Annotated in this window: 19 protein-coding genes; 17 read left to right on the forward strand and 2 right to left on the reverse strand. The window is 66.9% G+C overall.

Annotated features, from left to right (window positions below; translation table 11 throughout):
• Window positions 1-341 precede the first annotated feature (341 nt).
• Both STRAU_RS04800 and STRAU_RS04805 read left to right on the forward strand, forming a co-directional pair.
• A complete protein-coding gene (locus STRAU_RS04800; protein ID WP_016639111.1) occupies window positions 342-2,492 on the forward strand; it encodes a bifunctional polysaccharide deacetylase/glycosyltransferase family 2 protein in 2,151 nt (716 codons plus the stop codon).
• Complete coding sequence (locus tag STRAU_RS04805) at window positions 2,489-3,739, forward strand: acyltransferase family protein (protein WP_016639112.1); 1,251 nt, start codon at window positions 2,489-2,491, stop codon at window positions 3,737-3,739. The genes STRAU_RS04800 and STRAU_RS04805 overlap by 4 nt, the downstream gene beginning before the upstream one ends.
• Window positions 3,740-3,832: 93 nt before the next feature.
• Here STRAU_RS04805 and tnpA read toward each other — a convergent pair whose 3' ends face one another.
• Window positions 3,833-4,240 (reverse strand): IS200/IS605 family transposase, encoded by a 408-nt coding sequence (tnpA, locus tag STRAU_RS04810; RefSeq protein WP_037657580.1) that lies wholly within the window; start codon window positions 4,238-4,240, stop codon window positions 3,833-3,835.
• A 22-nt stretch (window positions 4,241-4,262) separates the two neighbouring features.
• On the opposite strand from tnpA, the gene STRAU_RS43435 reads away from it, so the two are divergent.
• The 14 genes from STRAU_RS43435 (at window position 4,263) to STRAU_RS04870 (ending at window position 18,507) form a co-directional block, all read left to right on the forward strand.
• Window positions 4,263-5,024 (forward strand): RNA-guided endonuclease InsQ/TnpB family protein, encoded by a 762-nt coding sequence (locus STRAU_RS43435; protein WP_016639114.1) that lies wholly within the window; start codon window positions 4,263-4,265, stop codon window positions 5,022-5,024.
• Window positions 5,012-5,554, forward strand: a complete 543-nt coding sequence (locus tag STRAU_RS43440; protein ID WP_259299825.1) for an RNA-guided endonuclease InsQ/TnpB family protein — start codon at window positions 5,012-5,014, stop codon at window positions 5,552-5,554. Before STRAU_RS43435 ends, STRAU_RS43440 begins: the two co-directional genes overlap by 13 nt.
• A gap of 186 nt (window positions 5,555-5,740) precedes the next feature.
• Window positions 5,741-6,400 (forward strand): hypothetical protein, encoded by a 660-nt coding sequence (locus tag STRAU_RS04820; protein ID WP_037657582.1) that lies wholly within the window; start codon window positions 5,741-5,743, stop codon window positions 6,398-6,400.
• On the forward strand, window positions 6,388-7,422 hold the full coding sequence (locus STRAU_RS04825) for a hypothetical protein (RefSeq protein ID WP_259299822.1): 1,035 nt from the start codon (window positions 6,388-6,390) through the stop codon (window positions 7,420-7,422). Before STRAU_RS04820 ends, STRAU_RS04825 begins: the two co-directional genes overlap by 13 nt.
• A gap of 1,046 nt (window positions 7,423-8,468) precedes the next feature.
• Window positions 8,469-8,768: a hypothetical protein gene (locus STRAU_RS39935; RefSeq protein WP_203227347.1), complete on the forward strand. Its 300-nt coding sequence runs from the start codon at window positions 8,469-8,471 to the stop codon at window positions 8,766-8,768.
• A 475-nt stretch (window positions 8,769-9,243) separates the two neighbouring features.
• Window positions 9,244-10,323 carry a hypothetical protein gene (locus tag STRAU_RS39940; protein WP_203227348.1) on the forward strand — a complete coding sequence of 360 codons (1,080 nt, stop codon included), beginning with the start codon at window positions 9,244-9,246 and terminating at the stop codon, window positions 10,321-10,323.
• A 65-nt stretch (window positions 10,324-10,388) separates the two neighbouring features.
• A complete protein-coding gene (locus tag STRAU_RS04840; RefSeq protein WP_259299823.1) occupies window positions 10,389-11,255 on the forward strand; it encodes a hypothetical protein in 867 nt (288 codons plus the stop codon).
• 32 nt (window positions 11,256-11,287) lie between these two features.
• Window positions 11,288-11,554, forward strand: coding sequence for a hypothetical protein (locus STRAU_RS42255; protein WP_158692015.1), 267 nt, complete (start codon window positions 11,288-11,290; stop codon window positions 11,552-11,554).
• 600 nt (window positions 11,555-12,154) lie between these two features.
• Complete coding sequence (locus tag STRAU_RS04845; RefSeq protein ID WP_078620972.1) at window positions 12,155-12,610, forward strand: hypothetical protein; 456 nt, start codon at window positions 12,155-12,157, stop codon at window positions 12,608-12,610.
• A 219-nt stretch (window positions 12,611-12,829) separates the two neighbouring features.
• A complete protein-coding gene (locus STRAU_RS04850; protein WP_259299826.1) occupies window positions 12,830-13,537 on the forward strand; it encodes a hypothetical protein in 708 nt (235 codons plus the stop codon).
• A complete protein-coding gene (locus tag STRAU_RS04855) occupies window positions 13,534-14,583 on the forward strand; it encodes a hypothetical protein (RefSeq protein WP_052028961.1) in 1,050 nt (349 codons plus the stop codon). Before STRAU_RS04850 ends, STRAU_RS04855 begins: the two co-directional genes overlap by 4 nt.
• A 338-nt stretch (window positions 14,584-14,921) precedes the next feature.
• On the forward strand, window positions 14,922-15,773 hold the full coding sequence (locus STRAU_RS44405) for a hypothetical protein (RefSeq protein ID WP_016639123.1): 852 nt from the start codon (window positions 14,922-14,924) through the stop codon (window positions 15,771-15,773).
• A gap of 123 nt (window positions 15,774-15,896) precedes the next feature.
• A complete protein-coding gene (locus STRAU_RS04865; RefSeq protein ID WP_016639124.1) occupies window positions 15,897-17,273 on the forward strand; it encodes a nitrate/nitrite transporter in 1,377 nt (458 codons plus the stop codon).
• Window positions 17,274-17,367: 94 nt separating this feature from the next.
• The gene (locus STRAU_RS04870; RefSeq protein ID WP_037657596.1) at window positions 17,368-18,507 is read left to right on the forward strand and encodes a uroporphyrinogen-III synthase; all 1,140 of its coding nucleotides are present in this window, start codon (window positions 17,368-17,370) and stop codon (window positions 18,505-18,507) included.
• Here the strand turns inward: STRAU_RS04870 and STRAU_RS04875 are convergent.
• Window positions 18,459-19,049, reverse strand: coding sequence for an anthrone oxygenase family protein (locus tag STRAU_RS04875; protein ID WP_037657586.1), 591 nt, complete (start codon window positions 19,047-19,049; stop codon window positions 18,459-18,461). The genes STRAU_RS04870 and STRAU_RS04875 overlap by 49 nt on opposite strands.
• Before the next feature lie 175 nt (window positions 19,050-19,224).
• Here STRAU_RS04875 and STRAU_RS39950 point away from each other — a divergent pair.
• Window positions 19,225-19,532: ABATE domain-containing protein (locus STRAU_RS39950; RefSeq protein ID WP_259299824.1), on the forward strand; the 308-nt coding region annotated here is incomplete at its 3' end.

Below are 19,532 nucleotides of genomic sequence, written 5' to 3' on the forward strand. Positions count from 1 at the left end.
GGCGAGGCGGGCGGCGGCGAGGCGGGCGGGGGCACCGGGGCGGACACGGGCGGCGGCACGGCACCGGGCACGGACGCCGACACCGTCACCGACACGGGCCCCGCCACGGCTGTCGACACCAGGGCCACCGCCGACCACCGGGCGCCGGAGGTGGGACGCGTATGAACTTCCGTTCCAGCAGGCGCGGGTCATCCCTGCCACGCCCGTCACACCCGTCACACCCGTCAGGCCGAGAGGGAGCCGACCGCGCCCGGACCGACCACGCCCGGACCGACCACGCCCGGACCGGCCACGCCCACGGCCGGCGCTCGAAGCGTGCTGCCGTGCGCCGCCGTCTCCCCATGCGCTATCTGCTGCCCTCACTCCTCCTCGTGGCCCTGCTCGCGATGCTGATGCTCCGCGGTTACGTACACAACGAGATCCTCGCCGACCACCGCGTGCGCCCGCCCGCGGCCACCGATCAGGTGCCGAAGGAGATCATCAGGGGCGGCCCGGTCATCGACACGCGCGGTGGACGCCCGGCGTCCCTGACCGTCCCCGACCACCGTCTGGTGCTCACCTTCGACGACGGGCCCGACCCGAAGTGGACCCCGAAGGTCCTCGACACCCTCGCCGAACACGACGCGCACGGCGTCTTCTTCGTCACCGGCAGCATGGCATCGCGCCACCCCGGCCTGGTCCGCCGCATGGTCGAGGAGGGCCACGAGGTCGGCGTGCACACCTTCAACCACCCGGACCTGTCGTACCAGTCGAAGGACCGCATCGACCGGGAGCTGTCGCAGAGCCAGCTCGCACTCGCGGGCGCCGCGGGCATCCGCACCTCCCTGTTCCGGCCGCCGTACTCGTCGTTCGCCGACGCCATGGACAACAGGTCGTGGTCGGTCGCGCGGTACACCGGCAGCCACGGCTACCTCACGGTCCTGAACGACATCGACAGCGGGGACTGGAAGCGGCCGGGCGCCGACGAGATCGTCCGCCGGGCCACGCCCGCGAACGGCGAGGGCGCCATCGTCCTGATGCACGACTCGGGCGGCGACCGCTCCCAGACGGTCGCGGCACTCGACCGTCTTCTTCCTCAACTGAAGGAGCAGGGGTACGAGTTCACTAGCCTCACCGCGGCCCTGGGCGCACCAGGCGCGCACGCGCGCGTGCAGGGCGTCGAGCTGTGGAAGGGCAACGCCTGGGTCTTCCTGGTCGGCGCCTCGGAGTGCGTCACGGACGTCCTCGTGGTGGGCCTGGCGGTGATCGGCGTCCTGGTGCTGGCCCGCTTCGGCCTCATGCTGCTGCTCTCGGCGGCCCACGCCCGCAGGGTCCGCGGGCCGGGCTTCCGCTGGGGCGGCACTACGGAGGTGACGGAACCGGTCTCGGTCCTCGTGCCCGCCTACAACGAGGCGAAGTGCATCGAGAGCACCGTCCGTTCCCTGATGGCGAGTGACCATCCCATCGAGGTGATCGTCGTCGACGACGGCTCCACGGACGGCACCGCCCGCATCGTCGAGGACCTCGGCCTGCCGGACGTACGCGTCGTACGCCAGCACAACGCGGGCAAGCCCGCCGCCCTCAACAGGGGCCTGGCGAACGCCCGTCACGACCTCGTCGTGATGATGGACGGCGACACGGTCTTCGAGGCGTCCACCGTGCGCAAGCTGGTGCAGCCGTTCGCCGACGCGCGCGTGGGCGCCGTCGCGGGCAACGCGAAGGTGGGCAACCGGGATTCCCTCATCGGCGCCTGGCAGCACATCGAGTACGTGATGGGCTTCAACCTCGACCGCCGGATGTACGACGTGCTGCGCTGCATGCCGACCATCCCCGGCGCCGTGGGCGCCTTCCGCCGCTCCGCCCTTCAGCGCGTCGGCGGCATGAGCGACGACACCCTCGCCGAGGACACCGACATCACGATGGCGCTGCACCGCGCCGGCTGGCGGGTCGTGTACGCCGAGCGGGCGCGCGCGTGGACCGAGGCCCCGGAGACGGTGCGGCAACTGTGGTCCCAGCGCTACCGCTGGTCGTACGGCACGATGCAGGCGATCTGGAAGCACCGGCGCGCGGTGTTCGAGCGCGGCCCGTCGGGCCGCTTCGGCCGCGTGGGCCTGCCCCTGGTCTCCCTGTTCATGGTCCTGGCCCCGCTGCTCGCCCCCCTCATCGACGTCTTCCTCCTCTACGGCCTCGTCTTCGGCCCCACCCGGCAGACCGTCGCGGCCTGGCTGGGCGTGCTCGCCGTCCAGGCGGTGTGCGCGGCGTACGCCTTCCGGCTCGACCGCGAACCGATGACCCACCTCGTCTCGCTGCCCCTCCAGCAGGTCCTCTACCGGCAGTTGATGTACGTGGTGCTGCTGCAGTCCTGGATCACCGCGCTCACCGGAGGGCGGCTGCGGTGGCAGAAGCTGCGGCGGACCGGGGCGGTGGGGGCGCCGCCGGTCGGGGTACCGCCGGTCGTGCCGGGCCCGCGGGAGCCGGTGGGCGCCGGGGTGGAACGGAGCCCTGTGGCATGACGTATCCGACGCCTCCGTCTCCGGTCGCCGACCGGGCCGCGGAGTCCCCGCAGTCCGCGAAGCCCCCGCGGTCCCCGCAGTCCGCGAAGCCCGTCGGCCATGACCGTGGCCGTGACCGCTATCTGGACCTGCTGCGCTCCCTCGCCCTGATCCGGGTCGTGGTCTACCACCTCTTCGGCTGGGCCTGGCTGACGGTCCTCTTCCCGTCCATGGGCGTGATGTTCGCGCTCGCGGGCGCGCTGATGGCCCGGTCACTGGACCGCCGCCCGTCCTGGTCGGTGATCAGAGGCCGCGTACGCCGCCTCCTGCCACCCCTGTGGGCGTTCAGCGCGACGGCCCTGTTCCTGCTGTTCGCCGGCGGCTGGAACCCGGGGGAGGACCCCGACCACGGCGGCTCTTGGGGCCTGCTGAGCCTGACCACCTACATCGTCCCGCTCGGCGCCCCGCCGTTCCCCGGGCACCTGGGGGGCGAGGCGGGCCTCCTGGAGGGCGCCTGGCCCGCGCAGGCGGTGGGCCCGCTGTGGTACCTCCGCGCGTACCTGTGGTTCGTGCTCGCGTCCCCGCTGCTGCTGTGGGCGTTCCGCCGCGCACCCCGGGCGACGCTGCTCGCGCCGCTCGCGCTGACCGCCCTCATCACCGCGGGGATCATCCGGATCCCCGGCGAAACGGGCAACGCGGTGACGGATTTCGCGGTGTACGGCGGCTGCTGGGTCCTGGGCTTCGCGCACCAGGAGGGCGTGCTCGCGCGCGTCCCCCGCTATCTGGCGGTCTCACTGGCCACCCTGCTCATGGCCTTCGGCCTGTGGTGGGCGTCCGGCCACCTCGGCCCGGAGGGCTGGGACCTGAACGACATCCCCCTGGCCCAGGCGACGTGGTCGCTGGGCTTCGTGGTGATCCTGCTCGCGTACTCCCCGTCGTGGCGGGAGCTCCCCGGCCGCCTGGCGAAGTACGACAGGCTGGTGACCCTGACCAACAACAGGGCCGTCACGATCTACCTCTGGCACAACCTCCTCCTCCTGGCCACGGTCCCGCTCATCGACCGGGCGTACGACCTCCCGTTCATGGACGAGCGGATGACGGCCGCGCTCGACGCGACGTACATGGTGTGGATGGCCCTGCTGATCTGGCCGCTCATCGCGCTGACGGTCCTCGCGGCGGGGTGGGTCGAGGATCTGGCGGCGGGACGGCGGCCGCGGTGGTGGCCGGACGGGGCGGGCCGCGTGCCGCGGACTGGCACAAGGAGGTAATCATCACGGGGCGTTGTGCGACCAATGATCTAGCGAGCAGGCTCCGTCACAGGGCACGGAGAATCGCTTCTCAGGATTGCTCTCACCCGCACGCTACTGCGGACGGTTCTGCTGCTCGATGTACTGGCGGAGGATGCTGAGTGGGGCCCCACCGGCTGAGCCGGCGAAGTAGGAGCCGGACCAGAGCTTGTTGGCCCGGTAGTAGCGCTGGGCGAGGTCGGGGAACTCTTGGCGCATCCTGCGGGAGGACACGCCCTTGAGGGAGTTGACCAGCTTGGAGACGGCCACCTTGGGCGGGAAGTTCATGAGCAGGTGGACGTGGCCGTTCTCGCCGTTGAACTCCACCAGTTCGGTTTCGAAGTCGGCGCACACCTCACGCATGATTTCCTCCATTCGGTTCAGGTGCCGGTCGACGAACACCTTGTGCCGGTACTTCGTCACAAAAGCCAAGTGGACGTGCATCGCGAATGTGCAGTGTCTACCTGTACGAACCTGGGTCATAGACCAACGGTAAAATGGAGGCATGAAGGCGGACATGGGGCGCAAGTACCGTGCGTACCCCACCGAGGCGCAGGACCAGGTCCTGACCGGGTGGGGACACACCGTGCGAGCTCTGTGGAATGTGGCCCTCGCCCAGCGGATCTACCTGTACGAGCAGCGCGGCTACACCCTGCGCTCGGCGGAGCAGTGCAAGCACCTGGCCATCGGCCGGGGCGAGATCGACTGGCTCGCTGATCTGCCGTCCGAGTGCGGTCAGATGGTCCTCACCCACCTCGACCGGGCCTACACCAACTTCTGGAACCCGGACCACCCCGCGAGTTTCCCGGCGTTCAAGAAGCGCGGGTACCGGATGTCCATCCCGTTCAAGGGCCAGCGGGTCGAGGTACGCAAGCTGAACCGGCATTGGGCCGAAGTGAAGCTCCCCAAGCTCGGATGGCTGCGCTTCAGGCTCTCCCGTGCTTTGGGCGGGACGATCCGCAACGCCACCGTCTCGCGGGACGGCAACGACTGGCACGTCTCCTTCGGTATCCACACCGGAGCCAGGCTCGCTGCTCCGAACGGACTGCCCGCGTGTGGTGTGGACTTCGGCGTCGCCGCGTCCGCGTACGTCTCGACCGAGACGGCACCGCGGCTCATGCCGCCGTCCCTGAGCAAGAACGAGAAGGCCCGGCTCAAACATCTGGAGCAGCGCAAGGCCCGCCAGATCACGTACACGAAGAAGCACAATCAGGGAAAGTACGGGGGACCCGTCTGCGCAAGACGATCGGTCAGATCGCCAGGCTGAAGACCCGGCAGGCCAACCGGCGCAGGGATCACACGCACAAGCTCACTACCGGCCTGGCCCGAAACCAAGGCATGGTCGCTATTGAGGACCTGCGCGTGAAGAGCATGACGAAGTCCGCGAAGGGCACGGTCGAGACGCCGGGGAAGAACGTCCGGGCCAAGGCTGGGCTCAATCGAGGAATCCTGGACAACACACCTGGCGAGCGGCGCCGTCAGCTGGAGTACAAGACCAGGCTGTACGGGTCCGTGCTGATCGCGGTCCCGCCGTTCCGCACCTCCAACACCTGTGGCAATCCTGCCTGCGGGAATGCCGATCCGGAATCCCGGCTCGGCTGCGGACGCCTGTTCCGGTGTGTCCATTGCGGACACGAAGACGACGCCGACCACAACGCCTCGATCGAGATCGAGGCCCGTGCCCGCCGGACCGGTGGCACGGTTACCAACAGCACGCGCAGCGTCCCGCAGACGCGAGTCCCGGCCACTGGCCGGGGGCGGATGCGTGAAGCCCCAGGGCCCGCTCACGCGAGCTGATAGGAATCCCCGTGAAGCGCGGGGAGGATGGTCAATGTTAGGCAACAACGTCCCGTACAGGGCGTCGATATGCCCATATCTATCCCCGTGCTGGGGATACCTCACTCTCGCATCACGCTTTGCCCGTGGATAGCGTGGGTTCACTCAAGTGAACCCACTGACCCAACGTCCCACCGGGAGCTGACTGTGAACCGCCGACCTGCCTTGCTCGCGGTGGCCGCGCTGACTACCGCCGCGGCCCTGTCGCTCTCCGCCTGCGGTGGCGGAGACGGCAACTCCAAGGGTGACGAGAAGATTGAGGGGGCTGGGTCGACGGCGAGCGAGAAGGCTTCGCCGTCGGCGAAGGCTTCCGATGACGGGATCGACCGGCCGGAGGTCGAGCTGCCTGACGGCGACAAGCTGGTCTTCAGCCCCGACACGCTGGGCGACGCCAAGTCGGACGCTGTGCTGCGGGACAACGCCAACTACTTGCGGGCGATCGACGAGGCCATCGGTAAGCGTAACCCCAAGTCCAAGACGGTGGCGTTCTACAGCAAGGACTCGGCGTACCTGGGATCGGTCGATTGGATCAGCGGGTTTGTGAAGGACGGCACGACCGTGACCGGCACCGTTCGCTACTACGACCGCAAGGTCAGTTTCAGTAAGGATGGCTCAGCCGGCCTCACCTACTGTGCTGACGAGACAAAGGGGTACACCAAGAACGTCAAGACGCAGAAGGTCAATGTCACCAAGGCGACCAAAAATTCCTACGTTGCCTACAACGACCGTCTGAGGAAGAACGACCAGGGCGTCTGGCAGACGACCAGGAGCATGTCGAAGCGGGGGAGTGAGGTATGCCAGCCGTGAATCGGGCCGTCAAGCCCACGATGTTGACGCTGTGCGCCGCGATTCTCATAACTGTTCAAGCGGCTCCGGCCGCATGGGCGGACCGGGAGAACACCGGCGGGACCAGTAAGGACGTCGATGCAGGCCGTGAGGGACGCACCATCAACGTGCGTACCCAGGTTCAGACGACGGTCAATGGTGATTCCAGAACGGGCAAGACCGGCAATCTGTCCTCGGTCGATGGCGACTGGACGCCGCCTGCCTGCTGGTACGAGCCTGCTTTCTCTCCCAAGGAGATCGAAGCCACCGTCAAGAAATGGCGGAAATTCAAGTTCCTGGGCCTCGGCGACTTCGTAGGGGACGTCTTCGACGCCTACTACAAGGATGGCGACCCCTACAAGGACTACAACCTCGACAAGCAGGGCGAGGGAATGTTCTGGGCCGGAGCCGTCAATCCCAATCGGAAGGACGACCCGGAAGCCAGCGCTTGCGACAAGCTGCCGTTCTGGGTGCCTGACAACGAAACGCCCAAGGAACCCCTTGCGGTCACCCCCAAGGTCCTCGCCGAGTACGCCTACGACGAACTTCCCCTCCCCGAAACCGATATCACCATGGCTCCCGAGGATGAGACGAAGGTCAATCTGCCGACCTGGATCTGGCTCGACAAGGCCAAGTTCAGGAAGGTCTCGGTGACGGCGAGCCTGCCCGACACGAACCTTTCGGCCACGACAACAGCCGAGCCGGTCTCACTGAAGATCAACCCCGGCACGAAGGACGCCACGACCTACCCAGCCTCAGGCGAATGCCCCATCGTGGACGGCCGGATCGGTGAGCCGTGGGCCAGGGGCAAGTCCAAGAAGAACCCGCCGTGCGGAGTGAAATACCTGCGGTCGTCGGGCGACGGGTCGTACAAGCTCAACGCGACCGTCACGTGGAAGATCACCTGGACGAGCACGACCGAGGCCGGTGATCGGCTGCCCGACGGCGAATTCGGCGACGACCAGAACGTCGTAGTCAAGGAGATTCAGTCCATCAACCGGTGATGCAGTGAATTCCTAAGCGGACGGCCACCCCGGCTATGCGAGTCGGGCCGGCCGTCTTGAGGAAGGGGCACGATGTTCGGGAGGGGCGGTGCACGGGAGGAGACCCTGTACCCGCCGTCGAGTGGGCTGGGGTGAATAGATTCACCATCGGAATGACGGAGCGCCTGGTCACGAAGAAGCGACGTGTGACCGTGCGCGGCACCAGGGCCATCCGCGTCCCCCAGGGGCGGGCGACTCGCTGATGTTCGCTCCCTGCACCTATGTCGCCTCCGTGGCCCCTCCCGTACCGCCATCCGCCATGGGCCCCTGCCTGTATGAAGCCCCCGACAAGCAGAACCTGCTGTGTTGTCTCGTCGATGAGGGCGATGTGCAGGAAGGATTGGTTGGATCGTCGTCTTGCTCTTGCATTCGCTGTTCTAGGGGATCGTTGAGAGTGCGGGCGGAACCAGGCAGACGCTACGGAAGCCGCCGTCCTTGCGCTCCACGATCTGGATGGTGATCCCGGTCTCCGGCTCGATCCCGGCCAGGAAGTCGCGACCGCGATAGCCTTGGTCAGCCCGCAGATGCCTTAGCCGGGGGAACCGGCGCATGCAGCAGCAGAACCGAGGCTCCGTTGTGGTCACTGACATTCGCCAGGCTGACCCATACCGCCAGGACCAGGCCGAGGGCGTCGACCTGGAGGTGGCGCTTGATGCCCAGGACCGTTTAGCCGCCGCCGTACTCCGTGCCGGCCCCCGCGCTCGGTGGCCTTGACGCCCTGGCTGTCCACGACGTCGGCATTCGGGATTGGTTCCCGCCCCTGACCAGTACGTCCCCGAGCCCGTAGTGCTGCGAGGATCTCCTCCCAGCGGCCTCGATCCGCCACCGACGCCAGTTGCGGTAGACGGTTTTGTACGGCGGGAAATCGCGCGAGAGCAGCCGCAAGCACAGTCGGCGCAGGGGATTGGAGGTCACCGCGCAATGGACACAGCACGGACGGCATGGCTCCCACTGTGGACCACCTTGGAAAGCAATCCCTGCTACCTCGTCTGCGACGGACCGGGTACGTGCCTCGTGTCGCCGACACCATCGAATCAGTACAGCTCGGCATGGCCGGTGAACTCCTCGACAGTGCCAGCTACTTGCTCAACGACCGAAAAGTGACGCACGATCAACTCTGCCTTGCCATTGCCCGGTTGCGGGAGCGGTGCGATGGAAGGCGGATCAGCGACAGTATGGACGTTCGCCTGCCACTCCACGACGGTGAACCCGACCTGCCCGATGACAACTCGATGGATGCGGAGGGCATGCGGGAAGAACAATGGCTCGTCCCGTCACCAAGCAGGCTGATGCGGACCGCGACGTAGCACTCGTAGTGGACGTGCCCGGCCCCTCATCGTCCGGAGAACTGCGCGGTGCCGCGCTGGCGACCTACCAGCCAGCACGATCACGACTGTGAAGCCGGGAGTCATTGCTCCACAACTCCAACTCGCTGCACAAGGAGGAATGCAGCCATCGTGCCGAGGTAACTCTAGGGATAATAGCGCCTGCTCATAGACCTCTTGGATCAACTGTTCTGTCTTGTAGGTCACTTCACTCTGGCGAACCAAGAGTCCCGCGGATAGCGTCAGGTCCCTAGACTTAGCCCTCGCCCCACCGGGAGCCAACCGTGATTCACCTCATCGCGGCAGCCAGTCCCACGTCGCCTGGCGCACCCACCTCTGCGGCCCACGGTCGATGCCAGCGAGGCAGAGTCGGATCCCGAAGACCGCCGAACCATCGCCCAAACACACCATCAGTCACTCGCCAGCAACGGGGATCCACATGACTACCTTTCGAGGGATGAAGAAGGAGAAGGCGCGGCAGTTAGCTGCGTCGCTGGATGTTGCGGGCAGAGCCCTCGCTATCCAAGGGCCTCTCGTATCCGGAATCCTCGCCAAGTGGGACGGCGATCAAGGGAATCTCGGCAAGTTTCCGGCCCACTCCTCGTGGTCCCAAGATCAAGCGAAGGACATCCGGCGACGCCTCGGCATCCTGGACTCGGACCCCAAGGCCGAGCTGATGTTCATCGGTCTTACCGGTGTCCTCAAGACCTGGCAGGATGCGAAAGACGCAAAAGGTGAAGTCGGTGATCTTATCGAAGATTTCAAAGACAACGCCGAAAAATACAAGGAGATGGGCAAGAATCTAACAACCCCCCTCCGAATCACCAAGGTATTGTCAGGCGCCGAAGCCTCCCTGCAACTCTTTAAGCGGTGGCAGCAAGGGCAGAACGTCAAGGGGGCGCAGGCCGTCCTTGAGCTGAATAGATACTTCGGCATCACCGGTGATCGACTCAAGCTCAAGAATATTGCCTACATGCGAGAGCTTCTTAAGCTCAACGGTATTGAGCGCCTGTATCAAGAGCCGTGGAAGTGGCAGCAGACGCTACGCACGTTTATTACTACAAAGCTGAAGATCCCGCTGGGTACAAAATTACTCAACCAGGCTCCAGGGCTCAGTTTCTTGGATAAAGTCAGCCTCCCCCTTGCGGTTGTCCACGGTGGGAGAGAGCTCTTCCTCCCGGACCACAAAGGCGTCTTGGGGGGATTTGACCGTGGCATGGGGGTCATAGAGTTGGGGGGAGCTGCAACCGTTATGTGGGGCGGTTCCGCTGCAACCTATCTGAGTGTTAGCACAGGCGTGGCTACAGCCATACCCGTAGTTGGTTGGACAGCCCTCGGCGTAGCGGGGGCGTACTTTCTCGGAACCTGGGCCTACGACAACAGGGAAGGTATTAAGAGACATATCAAGGGGGCTTGGCGTGCGACAGCTAAGGCGACAGGTAACGCTATAGACAAGGGCAAGGAAGTCGTGGGCGACGCTAAACGCGCCATAACCAATCTACTGCCCAGCCGCACAAAGAAGTTTGGGTTCTGGTGATTTCAATATCGAGATCCATACCAAGAGTTCATGAGAGTTGCACCAGTGGTCGGCAAGCAGTCGACGTGCTGAAATCCAAGGAGGGGATCATGGTACATCCTGAACTTGATATCGAGCTAGAAAGGTTCCGTGAATTCCTTAGCGAGGCCCTGGCCGAAGGGGGAACTCAGCCCCTCATTCAGCTTACGGATGAGGAGTTGGCGGTATTGGACCCAGATGCACTGGAAGAGGTCGTGGCACCCACACCGCACTTGGCCACATTGAACTCCGAGCAGCGCGAGTTGGTGCTCGCGACGGCTATTCGATCACTCGTTTCCCGGGGTGCGATAGATATTGCCAACATCCCTGAGCTTGACGCACTGATGCGCTCCGAGGGGAAATTCGAGAATGGGGGAATGGCCGATCTTGAGATGAGGGTCACCCCCGACGTTGACCTGGCACTGGTTCTGCGGCGTACGGCAGTCAAGGCCCTCGCTGTTGAGCAGCAGACGTCGAGGGGGAGTGTCCATGGGTTCGTCTATGTTCACTCGCCGGAGCTCATGCTCATAGAACAGGTGACCGGTGGAGGTATGCACATCTTCACGCTCGCCAACTCGGCTGGTGACGCAGCGCAGTTGATGCAGGCACTAGTGGATCCGTTCGGCGTAGCAGACCGAGACGGCAAGGAACAACAACTCGATCCGACGGCCCTGACGAGCGACCAGGTCGACGGCCCTTTGGCCGAGGCGATCAACAACGCCTTGGTGGTGTGCCAGTTGATCGTGCTCGCGGACCAGCCTGGGCCGCTGGTTACCGCGTACGCAACCGAGGACGCCGTGTGGACCGTGAGTGTGGACAAGCCTCAGGCACCCACCGGCATCCGGGCGCGGAAGGTGGGTGAGCGCACCCTCAACTCAGAGATCGTTCGCCTGATCACCATGCCGGCCCTGTAGGGGGATCGAGCTCGGGATAGGGAGGCCGAAAGATGAGTGAGCGCGTCGAAGAGTGCAGAAGAGACCTGGTCAACCTCAAGCGCTTCGCTGATGAGATTGACCGGACGCTGGATGCTGTTGACGCAGCATCTGGGCGCGAGGCTTGGAAGGGGCCGGCTGCTGATCACTTCCGCGAGGAGTGGAAGCGCAAGCGCAGGAAGCTTCACGACGCCCTAGACGCTGCGCGTGGACAGCGTGCGAAGATCCTTCAGCGTATCCAGGAGGAAGAAGATAACAAGAAGAAGGGGCAGCATAAGTAGGCGACCGTCGTTATCTATCTGCCCACTAACGTAATGATAGGTCCCCCCCGTGATCGATAGTGATCCGCGCGTGTACGAGGCAAACTTCCTCCGCACCCCTATCCAACTACCGTCCGGCGTTGGATGGAGAGAGAAGCTGGTGGCGCTTCGAGTGGATAATGAAGGTGTATTGCTTGGCGGCGCTCCGGCTAAGTATGAGAAGCGAAAAGCCTTCGCGCCATGGGTGGATATCACGTCCGTGGTTGTGTGGCATCAGCGAACAGCAGGCCGAGGGATCAGCCATATCGGCCTCCATCGTCGCCCCGGGGCTCATCATCTTCCGGGACCGAACAGCAAGATGACGCAGCAGTCGGCTGAACGAGTCGCTCCACACGTGAAATACGAGCTTCTGCTCGCCAGTCGGCCCATCAATCTCTGGCGTCTTGAACCGGAACGACTACTGGCAGCCGTGGACACGTTTGCCCCCAACGTTCCAGTGTTCGTATACAGTCAACCGCAACCAAATGCAGCCATAGGTGGTGCGGCCTCATTGAATAGCGAGAAGCCGCAGCAAACTCTCCAGCGGCGCAACACTTCCCCCTCGGGTCGAAGCGAGGTCTCATGACTGATAAGAGGTCGGCAGTATACGAAGAGTACTTCATACGCACTCCTCTTCAACTGCTTGTTGGCGTAGGCTGGAAGCGGCTGATGGCTTTTCGAGTGGACAGCGTCGGTGTGCTGCTTGGCGGCGGTATCGCTCAGTACGAGAAGCACACTGCCTTTGTGCCATGGGAAGACATCACAGCCCTAGTCGTGTGGCGGCTGCGCACAACCGGCCAGGGGCTCAACTACATCGGCGTCCACCGCCGCCCCGGCGCTCCCCGCCTTCCGGGGCCGAACAGCAAGATGACACCGCTACAGGCCGAGCGCACTGCTCCTCACGTCGAGTACGAGCTTCTTCTCGCGAGCCGCCCCATCAGTTGGTGGCGCCTCCGCCCGGAAGAGCTCATGGTCGCAACAGACACATTTGCGCCCAATATTCCCGTTCTTATGTACGAGCAGCTATTCCCGAAGTGATATTCGGGGCGCCCTTGCGGTAGATCGCCGACAGAATCCGCGCGGGATGCCGTCGGTCAGGGCCAGGGTCTGCGTGAGTCATTACCGGTGAGGCGCGGTGTGGTGGCGCCGCGTCGCCGTTACCGCCTTGTGGCGTCCATAGTGTCGTCATTTGACCGCTCCTGTAGCGGCAGTTGACATAAATGACTATGGCTTCGACAGGCCACGGTGGCTAGTTTGGTGCGCTCCGAAGACGCCTCGCCCCACCGGGAGCCGAACGTGACGCGCCGCCGCCCCACCCTGCTCGCCGCAGCCGCGATGACCGCTGTCACGGTGTTCTCGCTGTCCGCCTGCGGTGGTGACGACGGCGGGTCCAAGAGCGACGAGAAGATCGAGGGGGCGGGCCAGGGCAGCGAGGAGAAGTCCCCTTCCCCCAGCGCCCCCGAGGACCAGGAGCAGGGCGCCGAGCGCCCGAAGATCGAGCTGCCGGGCGACGTGACCAACACGTTCACGCCGGAGAAGGCCGGAGACCCGGTCCAGGACGAGATCCTCGGCGACAACGCCGAGTTCGTCCGGGCCCTGGACGCGGCGATCGCCGCGGGCGACCCGGAGCTGCCGGCGCTCGCGTTCTACACCGAGGGCGAGGCCGCGGCGTCCGCCCACCAGTGGGTGAAGTCCTTCAAGGACAAGGGGCTCACGATCACCGGTACGACGCGCTACTACGACCGGAAGGTCAAGGTCGGCTCGGAGACCACCGCGTCCCTCACGTACTGCGCGGACGAGAGCAAGGCATTCACCAAGGACATCAAGACCAAGAAGGTCAAGGAGACGAAGGTGACGAAGGACAGCTACGTCGTCTACGGCGCTCAGGTCCGGAAGAACAAGGACGGCGTCTGGGAGCTGATCAAGATGTCGTCCACCCGCGGCGCTTCGGTGTGCCGGCCATGAGCCGCGTGACGCACACGAGGCACATTCCGCGCGCGCTCCTGATCGCCGCCTCCGTGACAACCCTGTGCCTGATGCCCGCGACGTCCGCGTCCGCGAACAAGGACCCGGGCGGCGGCAGCTTCGGTGACCCGCCCGCCAAGGGCAACGCGTCCGGCGACGGCACACTGTCCGCCGAAGCCGGCGCCGTCGTCTACGACCGGTCCAAGAACGGCACCGGCGCGGAGACGGGAGCCGTGACGGCTGCCGGCAACTGGTCGCCGCCGCCCTGCTGGTACGCCCCGCGGTACACCGCCGCCCAGTTCAAGAAGGAGCGCGAGGCCGTCTGGGCCGTCGGCTCGACCGGGCACGAGTGGGACCTGGCGCAGCGCAAACGGTACGTCGAGGGGCACCCGTACAAGAACTTCAACCTCGACAAGGCGGACAAGGGGTACTGGTGGTCCTCGTACCCCAACAAGTCCTATCCGCCCGGCTGGGACAAGTGCGACAAGGAAACCTTCTGGGTGGACAAGGGCGACCCGCCCCCGGCCGACGTGCCCGAGGCGATCACCCCGGAAATGCTCGCCCACCTCGCGTACGCCGAGATTCGCGTGCCGGGGACGAAGGTGGCCATGGCCCCGGAGGGCGAGACCAAGGTCAACCTGCCGACCTGGACGTGGCTGGACGCGGCGGAGTTCAAGCCGGTGTCCGTGACGGCCTCCGTGCCCGTGCTCGGCATCCAGGCCACGACCACCGCCGAGCCCGTCTCCCTGAAGATCGACCCGGGCACCGAGGACGCCCGCACCTACCCCACCTCCGGGGTGTGCCCCCTTGGCGACGACGGCCGCATCGGCGAGCCCTATGCCAAGGGCAAGTCCAAGAAGACCCCGCCGTGCGGCGTGAAGTACTTGCGCTCGTCGGGCGACGGCTCGTACCCCCTGAAGGCCACCGTCACCTGGAAGATCCATTGGACCGGCACGGGCTCCGAGGGCGAACAGAACCTGCCCGACGGCGAGTTCGGCGCCGACCAGGATGTCGTCGTCCAGGAGATCCAGGCCATCAACCGCTGATGGGGCGGTTCCCGGCCGTACCTGAGTGAATCCGCCGTGCCCTCACCTAACCAACACAGGCTGCCTCACCGTCGGATGGGCGGAAGGCTACGGCTGTGCCGTTCGTCGTACGAGCGAGTAGCTGGGAGGCGGCGTGGCATTCGGGAGGCGTGGGAAATCGGCGCTCTTCGGCGCGTCCCGCCGGCCAACAGGCTTGTCAAGCACACGTGGCGCATTGAGCAGCCAGGGCATCCGGAAATCGTCGGACGCAATGAGTGGGCCAGTTGCGGCGCGAGGCTAATCGCTGATCGTGCAGCAGTCTGGCGATGGTCGGCGATTCGGCCATTACGCTCACAGCTATGACGCAGCCTCCAGCCCAGCCCCCGCAGGACGGATTCGGTGCCCCGCAGTACCAGCCGAACGGGCCGTACGAGCCGAATCAGCCGCCGCCGTACCCCGGTCAGCCGCCTGCCGCCCCGCCGGGGCCCGGGTACGGCCACCCGCAGCAGCAGCCGCCGTACGGCCAGCCGCAGGCTCCCTACGGGCAGGCCCCGTACGGCCAGCCCCAGTTCGGTGCCTACCCGCCGCCCCCGCCGCCCGGCACCGACCCGAAGAAGCGTGCCGTCCTCATCGGTGTGGCCGTGGCCGCCGTCCTCGTCGTCGGGGGCGGGGTGTTCTTCCTGGTCAGCGGGGACGACAAGGACAAGGACGACGAGAAGAAGCCGCAGGCCGACAAGAGCGCGTCGGCCGAGGTGACGCCGGGCGGTGAGCCGTCCGGGGACGGCGGGGACGTCGGGGAAGAGTCGCCTTCCATACCCTCCGCCGACCCCGGCACCGAAGACCCCGGCACCGAGGCCCCCTCCAGCGGGGGCATCGGCGGCGACAGCAGCGACGGCCCCGCCCCGGCCACCGGATTCAAGGGGCAGTGGCAGGACGGGAGCAGCCTGAAGACGCTCACCATCGCTGACAAGCAGACCACCGGCCAGGCCGCGGGCAAGCACATCGTCTCGTACCTCGACCCCGGCGGTACCGGCATGTGCACCGGCCTAGGGCAGGACCGCGCCGGCGGCGAGTTCCGGCTCGCGCTCAAGTGCGGCAGCGGCACGAACGAGAAGTACGTCGGCGCCGATCTGTCCCGCTCCGGCGACTCCGTCGTCATGGACTGGGACAAGGGCGGGTCCGACACCCTCAAGTGGGCCGGGGGCATCTGAGCCTCACCACCCGCCCCACCCCACCGTGAGCCCGAAGTTCCCCGACGGTCACCCACCGGCACAGGGCTGAAACGCGCCATCCCTACCTTCGGGATCATCAGCCGCTTGCCGGGGAGGCGTGGGATGAGGACCGAGGACGTAGGGACGCAGCAGCGGAAGTCGTGGATCGTGCGGTGGGATCCCGAGGACCAGGAGTTCTGGGAGCGGGAGGGGGAGCGGGTCGCTCGGCGGAATCTCCTCTTCTCGGTCCTGTCCGAGCACATCGGGTTCTCCGTCTGGACCCTGTGGTCGGTCATGGTGCTGTTCATGGGGCCGGAGTACGGGATCGACGCCGCCGGGAAGTTCTTCCTGGTGTCGATGGCGACGCTGGTCGGCGCGGTCGTCCGCGTCCCGTACACCTTCGCCGTCGCCCGCTTCGGCGGGCGGAACTGGACGATCGTCGCTGCGACACTGCTCCTGCTTCCCGCCATCGCGGCGTTCGTCGTCATGGAGCCGGGGACGTCCTACACCGCCTTCATGGTGTGTGCGCTGCTCACGGGCGTCGGCGGTGGCAACTTCGCCTCGTCCATGACCAACATCAACTCGTTCTTCCCGCTGCGGAAGAAGGGGTGGGCGCTCGGGCTCAACGCGGGCGGCGGAAACATCGGCGTACCCGTCGTGCAGCTGGTGGCGCTCGCCGTCATCGGTGCCAGCGGCGGTCCGCGCGTGCTGCTGGGCATCTACATTCCGCTGATCGTCGTCTCCGCCGTCTGCGCCGCCTTGTTCATGGACAACATCGCTTCCGTGAAGAACGACACCGGCGCGGCCAAGGAGGCCGTACGGGATCCGCACACGTGGATCATGGCCTTCTTGTACGTGGGGACGTTCGGGTCGTTCATCGGGTACAGCTTCGCCTTCGGGCTCGTCCTGCAGACACAGTTCGGGCGTACGCCGCTCGAAGCCGCGCAGATCACCTTCCTCGGGCCGCTGCTCGGGTCGCTGATCCGGCCCGTGGGCGGGCGGCTCGCCGACCAGTACGGCGGGGCCCGCATCACGCTGTGGAACTTCGTCGGGATGGCCGCGGCGACGGGCGTGGTCGTGGTCGCCTCGATGAGGGAGTCGCTCGCGTTGTTCACCGGCGCGTTCGTGGTGCTCTTCGTGCTGAGCGGGCTCGGCAACGGGTCCACGTACAAGATGATCCCGGGGATCTTCCAGGCCAAGGCGGTGCGAAAGGGGCTCACCGGGGAAGCGGCCGCGGCCTATGGGCGGCGGCTCTCGGGGGCCTCGATGGGGCTCATCGGGGCGGTCGGCGCGCTCGGCGGGCTCGGGATCAACCTCGCCTTCCGGCAGTCCTTCCAGACGGCGGGCTCCGGCACCGGCGCCTTCGTCGCCTTCCTGCTCTGCTACGCCGCGTGCTTCGCCGTCACCTGGGCCGTATACCTTCGCCGCCCGGCCGCCGCCCGCACCCAGGCCACGCCCGCCACCGCCGACGAGCCGCGGCCCACGTACGCCCAGGTGTGACGAGGCGCAGGTCACGTGCGCCGCGAGGGGACGTAACACGGAGGACATCGTGGTGATCCGCGACCGTCACCGGCCGTTGGGAGGCTCGGTGGTCATGAACGTCAGCCAGGAGCACGGACCCCTCAGCGGGTTCACCGTCGGCGTCACCGCCGCCCGCCGCGCCGACGAGCTCGGCGCGCTGCTCCAGCGGCGCGGCGCCACCGTCCTGCACGCCCCCGCGCTGCGCATCGTGCCGCTCGCGGACGACAGCGAACTCCTCGCCGCCACCAAGGAGTTGATCGACCTCGCCCCGGACGTGGTGATCGCCACCACCGCCATCGGGTTCCGCGGCTGGATCGAGGCCGCCGACGGGTGGGGGTACGGCGAGGCGCTGCTCGGGCGGCTGCGCGGGGTCGAACTGCTCGCCCGCGGGCCGAAGGTGAAGGGCGCCGTGCGCGCCGCCGGGCTCACCGAGCACTGGTCGCCGTCGTCGGAGTCGATGGCCGAGGTGCTCGACCGGCTGCTCGCGGAAGGGGTCGACGGGCGGCGCGTCGCCCTGCAACTGCACGGTGAACCGCTGCCCGGGTTCGTCGAGTCGCTGCGGGCGGGCGGCGCGGACGTCGTCCTCGTCCCGGTCTACCGGTGGCTGCCGCCGACCGACCTCACCCCGGTCGACCGGCTCCTCGACGCCGTGGTGTCCCGCGGCGTCGACGCCCTGACCTTCACCTCCGCGCCCGCCGCCGCCTCACTGTTCGCCCGCGCCGAGGAGCGGGGCATGACGGCCGAGGTCACCGCCGCGCTGAGCCACGACGTGCTGTCCGCCTGCGTCGGCCCGGTCACCGCGCTGCCGCTGCAGTCCCGCGGCCTGGACACCGTGCAGCCCGAGCGCTTCCGGCTCGGCCCCCTCGTCCAGCTGCTGTGCCAGGAGCTGCCCGCGCGGGCCCGGACGCTGCCGATCGCCGGGCACCGCCTTGAGGTACGCGGGCACGCGGTGGTCGTCGACGGCGAACTGCGGGCCGTGCCGCCCGCCGGGATGGCGCTTCTGCGGGCCCTGATCCGGCGGCCCGGCTGGGTCGTCGCGCGCGCCGAACTGCTGCGCGCGCTGCCGGGCGCGGGCCGCGACGAGCACGCCGTCGAGACGGCGATGGCCCGGCTGCGTGCGGCACTGGGGGCGCCGAAGCTCATCCAGACCGTCGTCAAGCGCGGCTACCGGCTCGCGCTCGACCCGGCGGTCGGGTCCAAGTACGCGGACTGAGCCGCCCCCGCGCCGTCCCGGCGCACGCGGCCGAACAGCACGAGCGCCCGCACGAGCAACCCCAGGGCGAGCGTGCTCAGCACCGCCCGCACCACGTTCCACGCCACCCACACGTCCTCGAAGTCCGCCCGCACCTCGCCCGGGTCGGCGATCTTCGCGGGGTCGCCCGCGTCCATCAGCTTGTCGTTCAGGGGCACGTTCACCGCGACGGTGATGACGAACACGGCGAAGTACGCGAGCAGCGCGGCGAGCACCCACCAGCGCACCGGGGTGCGCCGAAGGAGCCAGGCCGCGACCGCCGTGAGCAGCAGCGCGCCCATGAAGCTCGCGAAGAACACCACGTTCTCGAACGCCGCGTTGATGTTCTGCATGACCTCGATGTACGCGCGGTCGGAACTGCGCGCGAGGCCCGGCATCACGCCGCACGCGAAGATGTAGAAGGTCCCGGCGATCAGGCCCATGGCAAGGGCGGCGGCGCCCAGGAAGAACCCGTCAAGCCCGGCGCTGCGGCTTTTGCGTACTGTCGCCACATTTCGACTCATGGCATTCAGTCAACCGGCCGACGACGACGCGGGCCATGGCTCAGAAGCGCGGCGGCATACGCGGGCGTCTGCGCACCACCCCCGGTGGCAGGGGTTCCGATGGCGCCCGCGGGCGGGCACTGTAGGGGTACGGCACTCACCGGCACTCCCCAAGGGCGGTGAAAGGCGCATGGTGTTGGGTGCGACGACGTCCGCCAAGGCTGCCAAGGCCGCCAAGGCTGCCAAGACCGAGTCCCCTGCTGCGTATCACTCCGCGTTCCACGAACTCCGCTTCGACGCCGGCCGGCCCTGCCTCGACCTGGTCGCCACCACCCACCCCGTGGAGCGCCTCGACGACGTCCGGCGGCTGCGCGACTGGCTCGTCGGCGCGGGCCTGGTCCCGCCGGGCACACCGCTGCCGGGGGCCGACGCGGCCTGGCTCGCCGCCTTCCGCGAACTGCGCGGCCACATCGCCCAGTTGGTGCGCGCCGAGCTGGCGGGCCG

This window comes from Streptomyces aurantiacus JA 4570 (assembly GCF_000414115.1).
Taxonomy (GTDB): Bacteria; Actinomycetota; Actinomycetes; order Streptomycetales; family Streptomycetaceae; genus Streptomyces; species Streptomyces aurantiacus_A.

Excerpts from the sequence above, each read along its gene's own strand:
- STRAU_RS04800 (WP_016639111.1), top strand. The coding sequence starts at position 342 with ATGCGCTATCTGCTGCCCTCACTCCTCCTCGTGGCCCTGCTCGCGATG.
- STRAU_RS04805 (WP_016639112.1), top strand. The coding sequence starts at position 2,489 with ATGACGTATCCGACGCCTCCGTCTCCGGTCGCCGACCGGGCCGCGGAG.
- tnpA (WP_037657580.1), bottom strand. The coding sequence starts at position 4,240 with ATGACCCAGGTTCGTACAGGTAGACACTGCACATTCGCGATGCACGTC.
- STRAU_RS43435 (WP_016639114.1), top strand. The coding sequence starts at position 4,263 with ATGAAGGCGGACATGGGGCGCAAGTACCGTGCGTACCCCACCGAGGCG.
- STRAU_RS04825 (WP_259299822.1), top strand. The coding sequence starts at position 6,388 with ATGCCAGCCGTGAATCGGGCCGTCAAGCCCACGATGTTGACGCTGTGC.
- STRAU_RS39940 (WP_203227348.1), top strand. The coding sequence starts at position 9,244 with ATGAAGAAGGAGAAGGCGCGGCAGTTAGCTGCGTCGCTGGATGTTGCG.
- STRAU_RS42255 (WP_158692015.1), top strand. The coding sequence starts at position 11,288 with ATGAGTGAGCGCGTCGAAGAGTGCAGAAGAGACCTGGTCAACCTCAAG.
- STRAU_RS04845 (WP_078620972.1), top strand. The coding sequence starts at position 12,155 with ATGACTGATAAGAGGTCGGCAGTATACGAAGAGTACTTCATACGCACT.
- STRAU_RS04855 (WP_052028961.1), top strand. The coding sequence starts at position 13,534 with ATGAGCCGCGTGACGCACACGAGGCACATTCCGCGCGCGCTCCTGATC.
- STRAU_RS44405 (WP_016639123.1), top strand. The coding sequence starts at position 14,922 with ATGACGCAGCCTCCAGCCCAGCCCCCGCAGGACGGATTCGGTGCCCCG.
- STRAU_RS04865 (WP_016639124.1), top strand. The coding sequence starts at position 15,897 with ATGAGGACCGAGGACGTAGGGACGCAGCAGCGGAAGTCGTGGATCGTG.
- STRAU_RS04870 (WP_037657596.1), top strand. The coding sequence starts at position 17,368 with ATGAACGTCAGCCAGGAGCACGGACCCCTCAGCGGGTTCACCGTCGGC.
- STRAU_RS04875 (WP_037657586.1), bottom strand. The coding sequence starts at position 19,049 with ATGAGTCGAAATGTGGCGACAGTACGCAAAAGCCGCAGCGCCGGGCTT.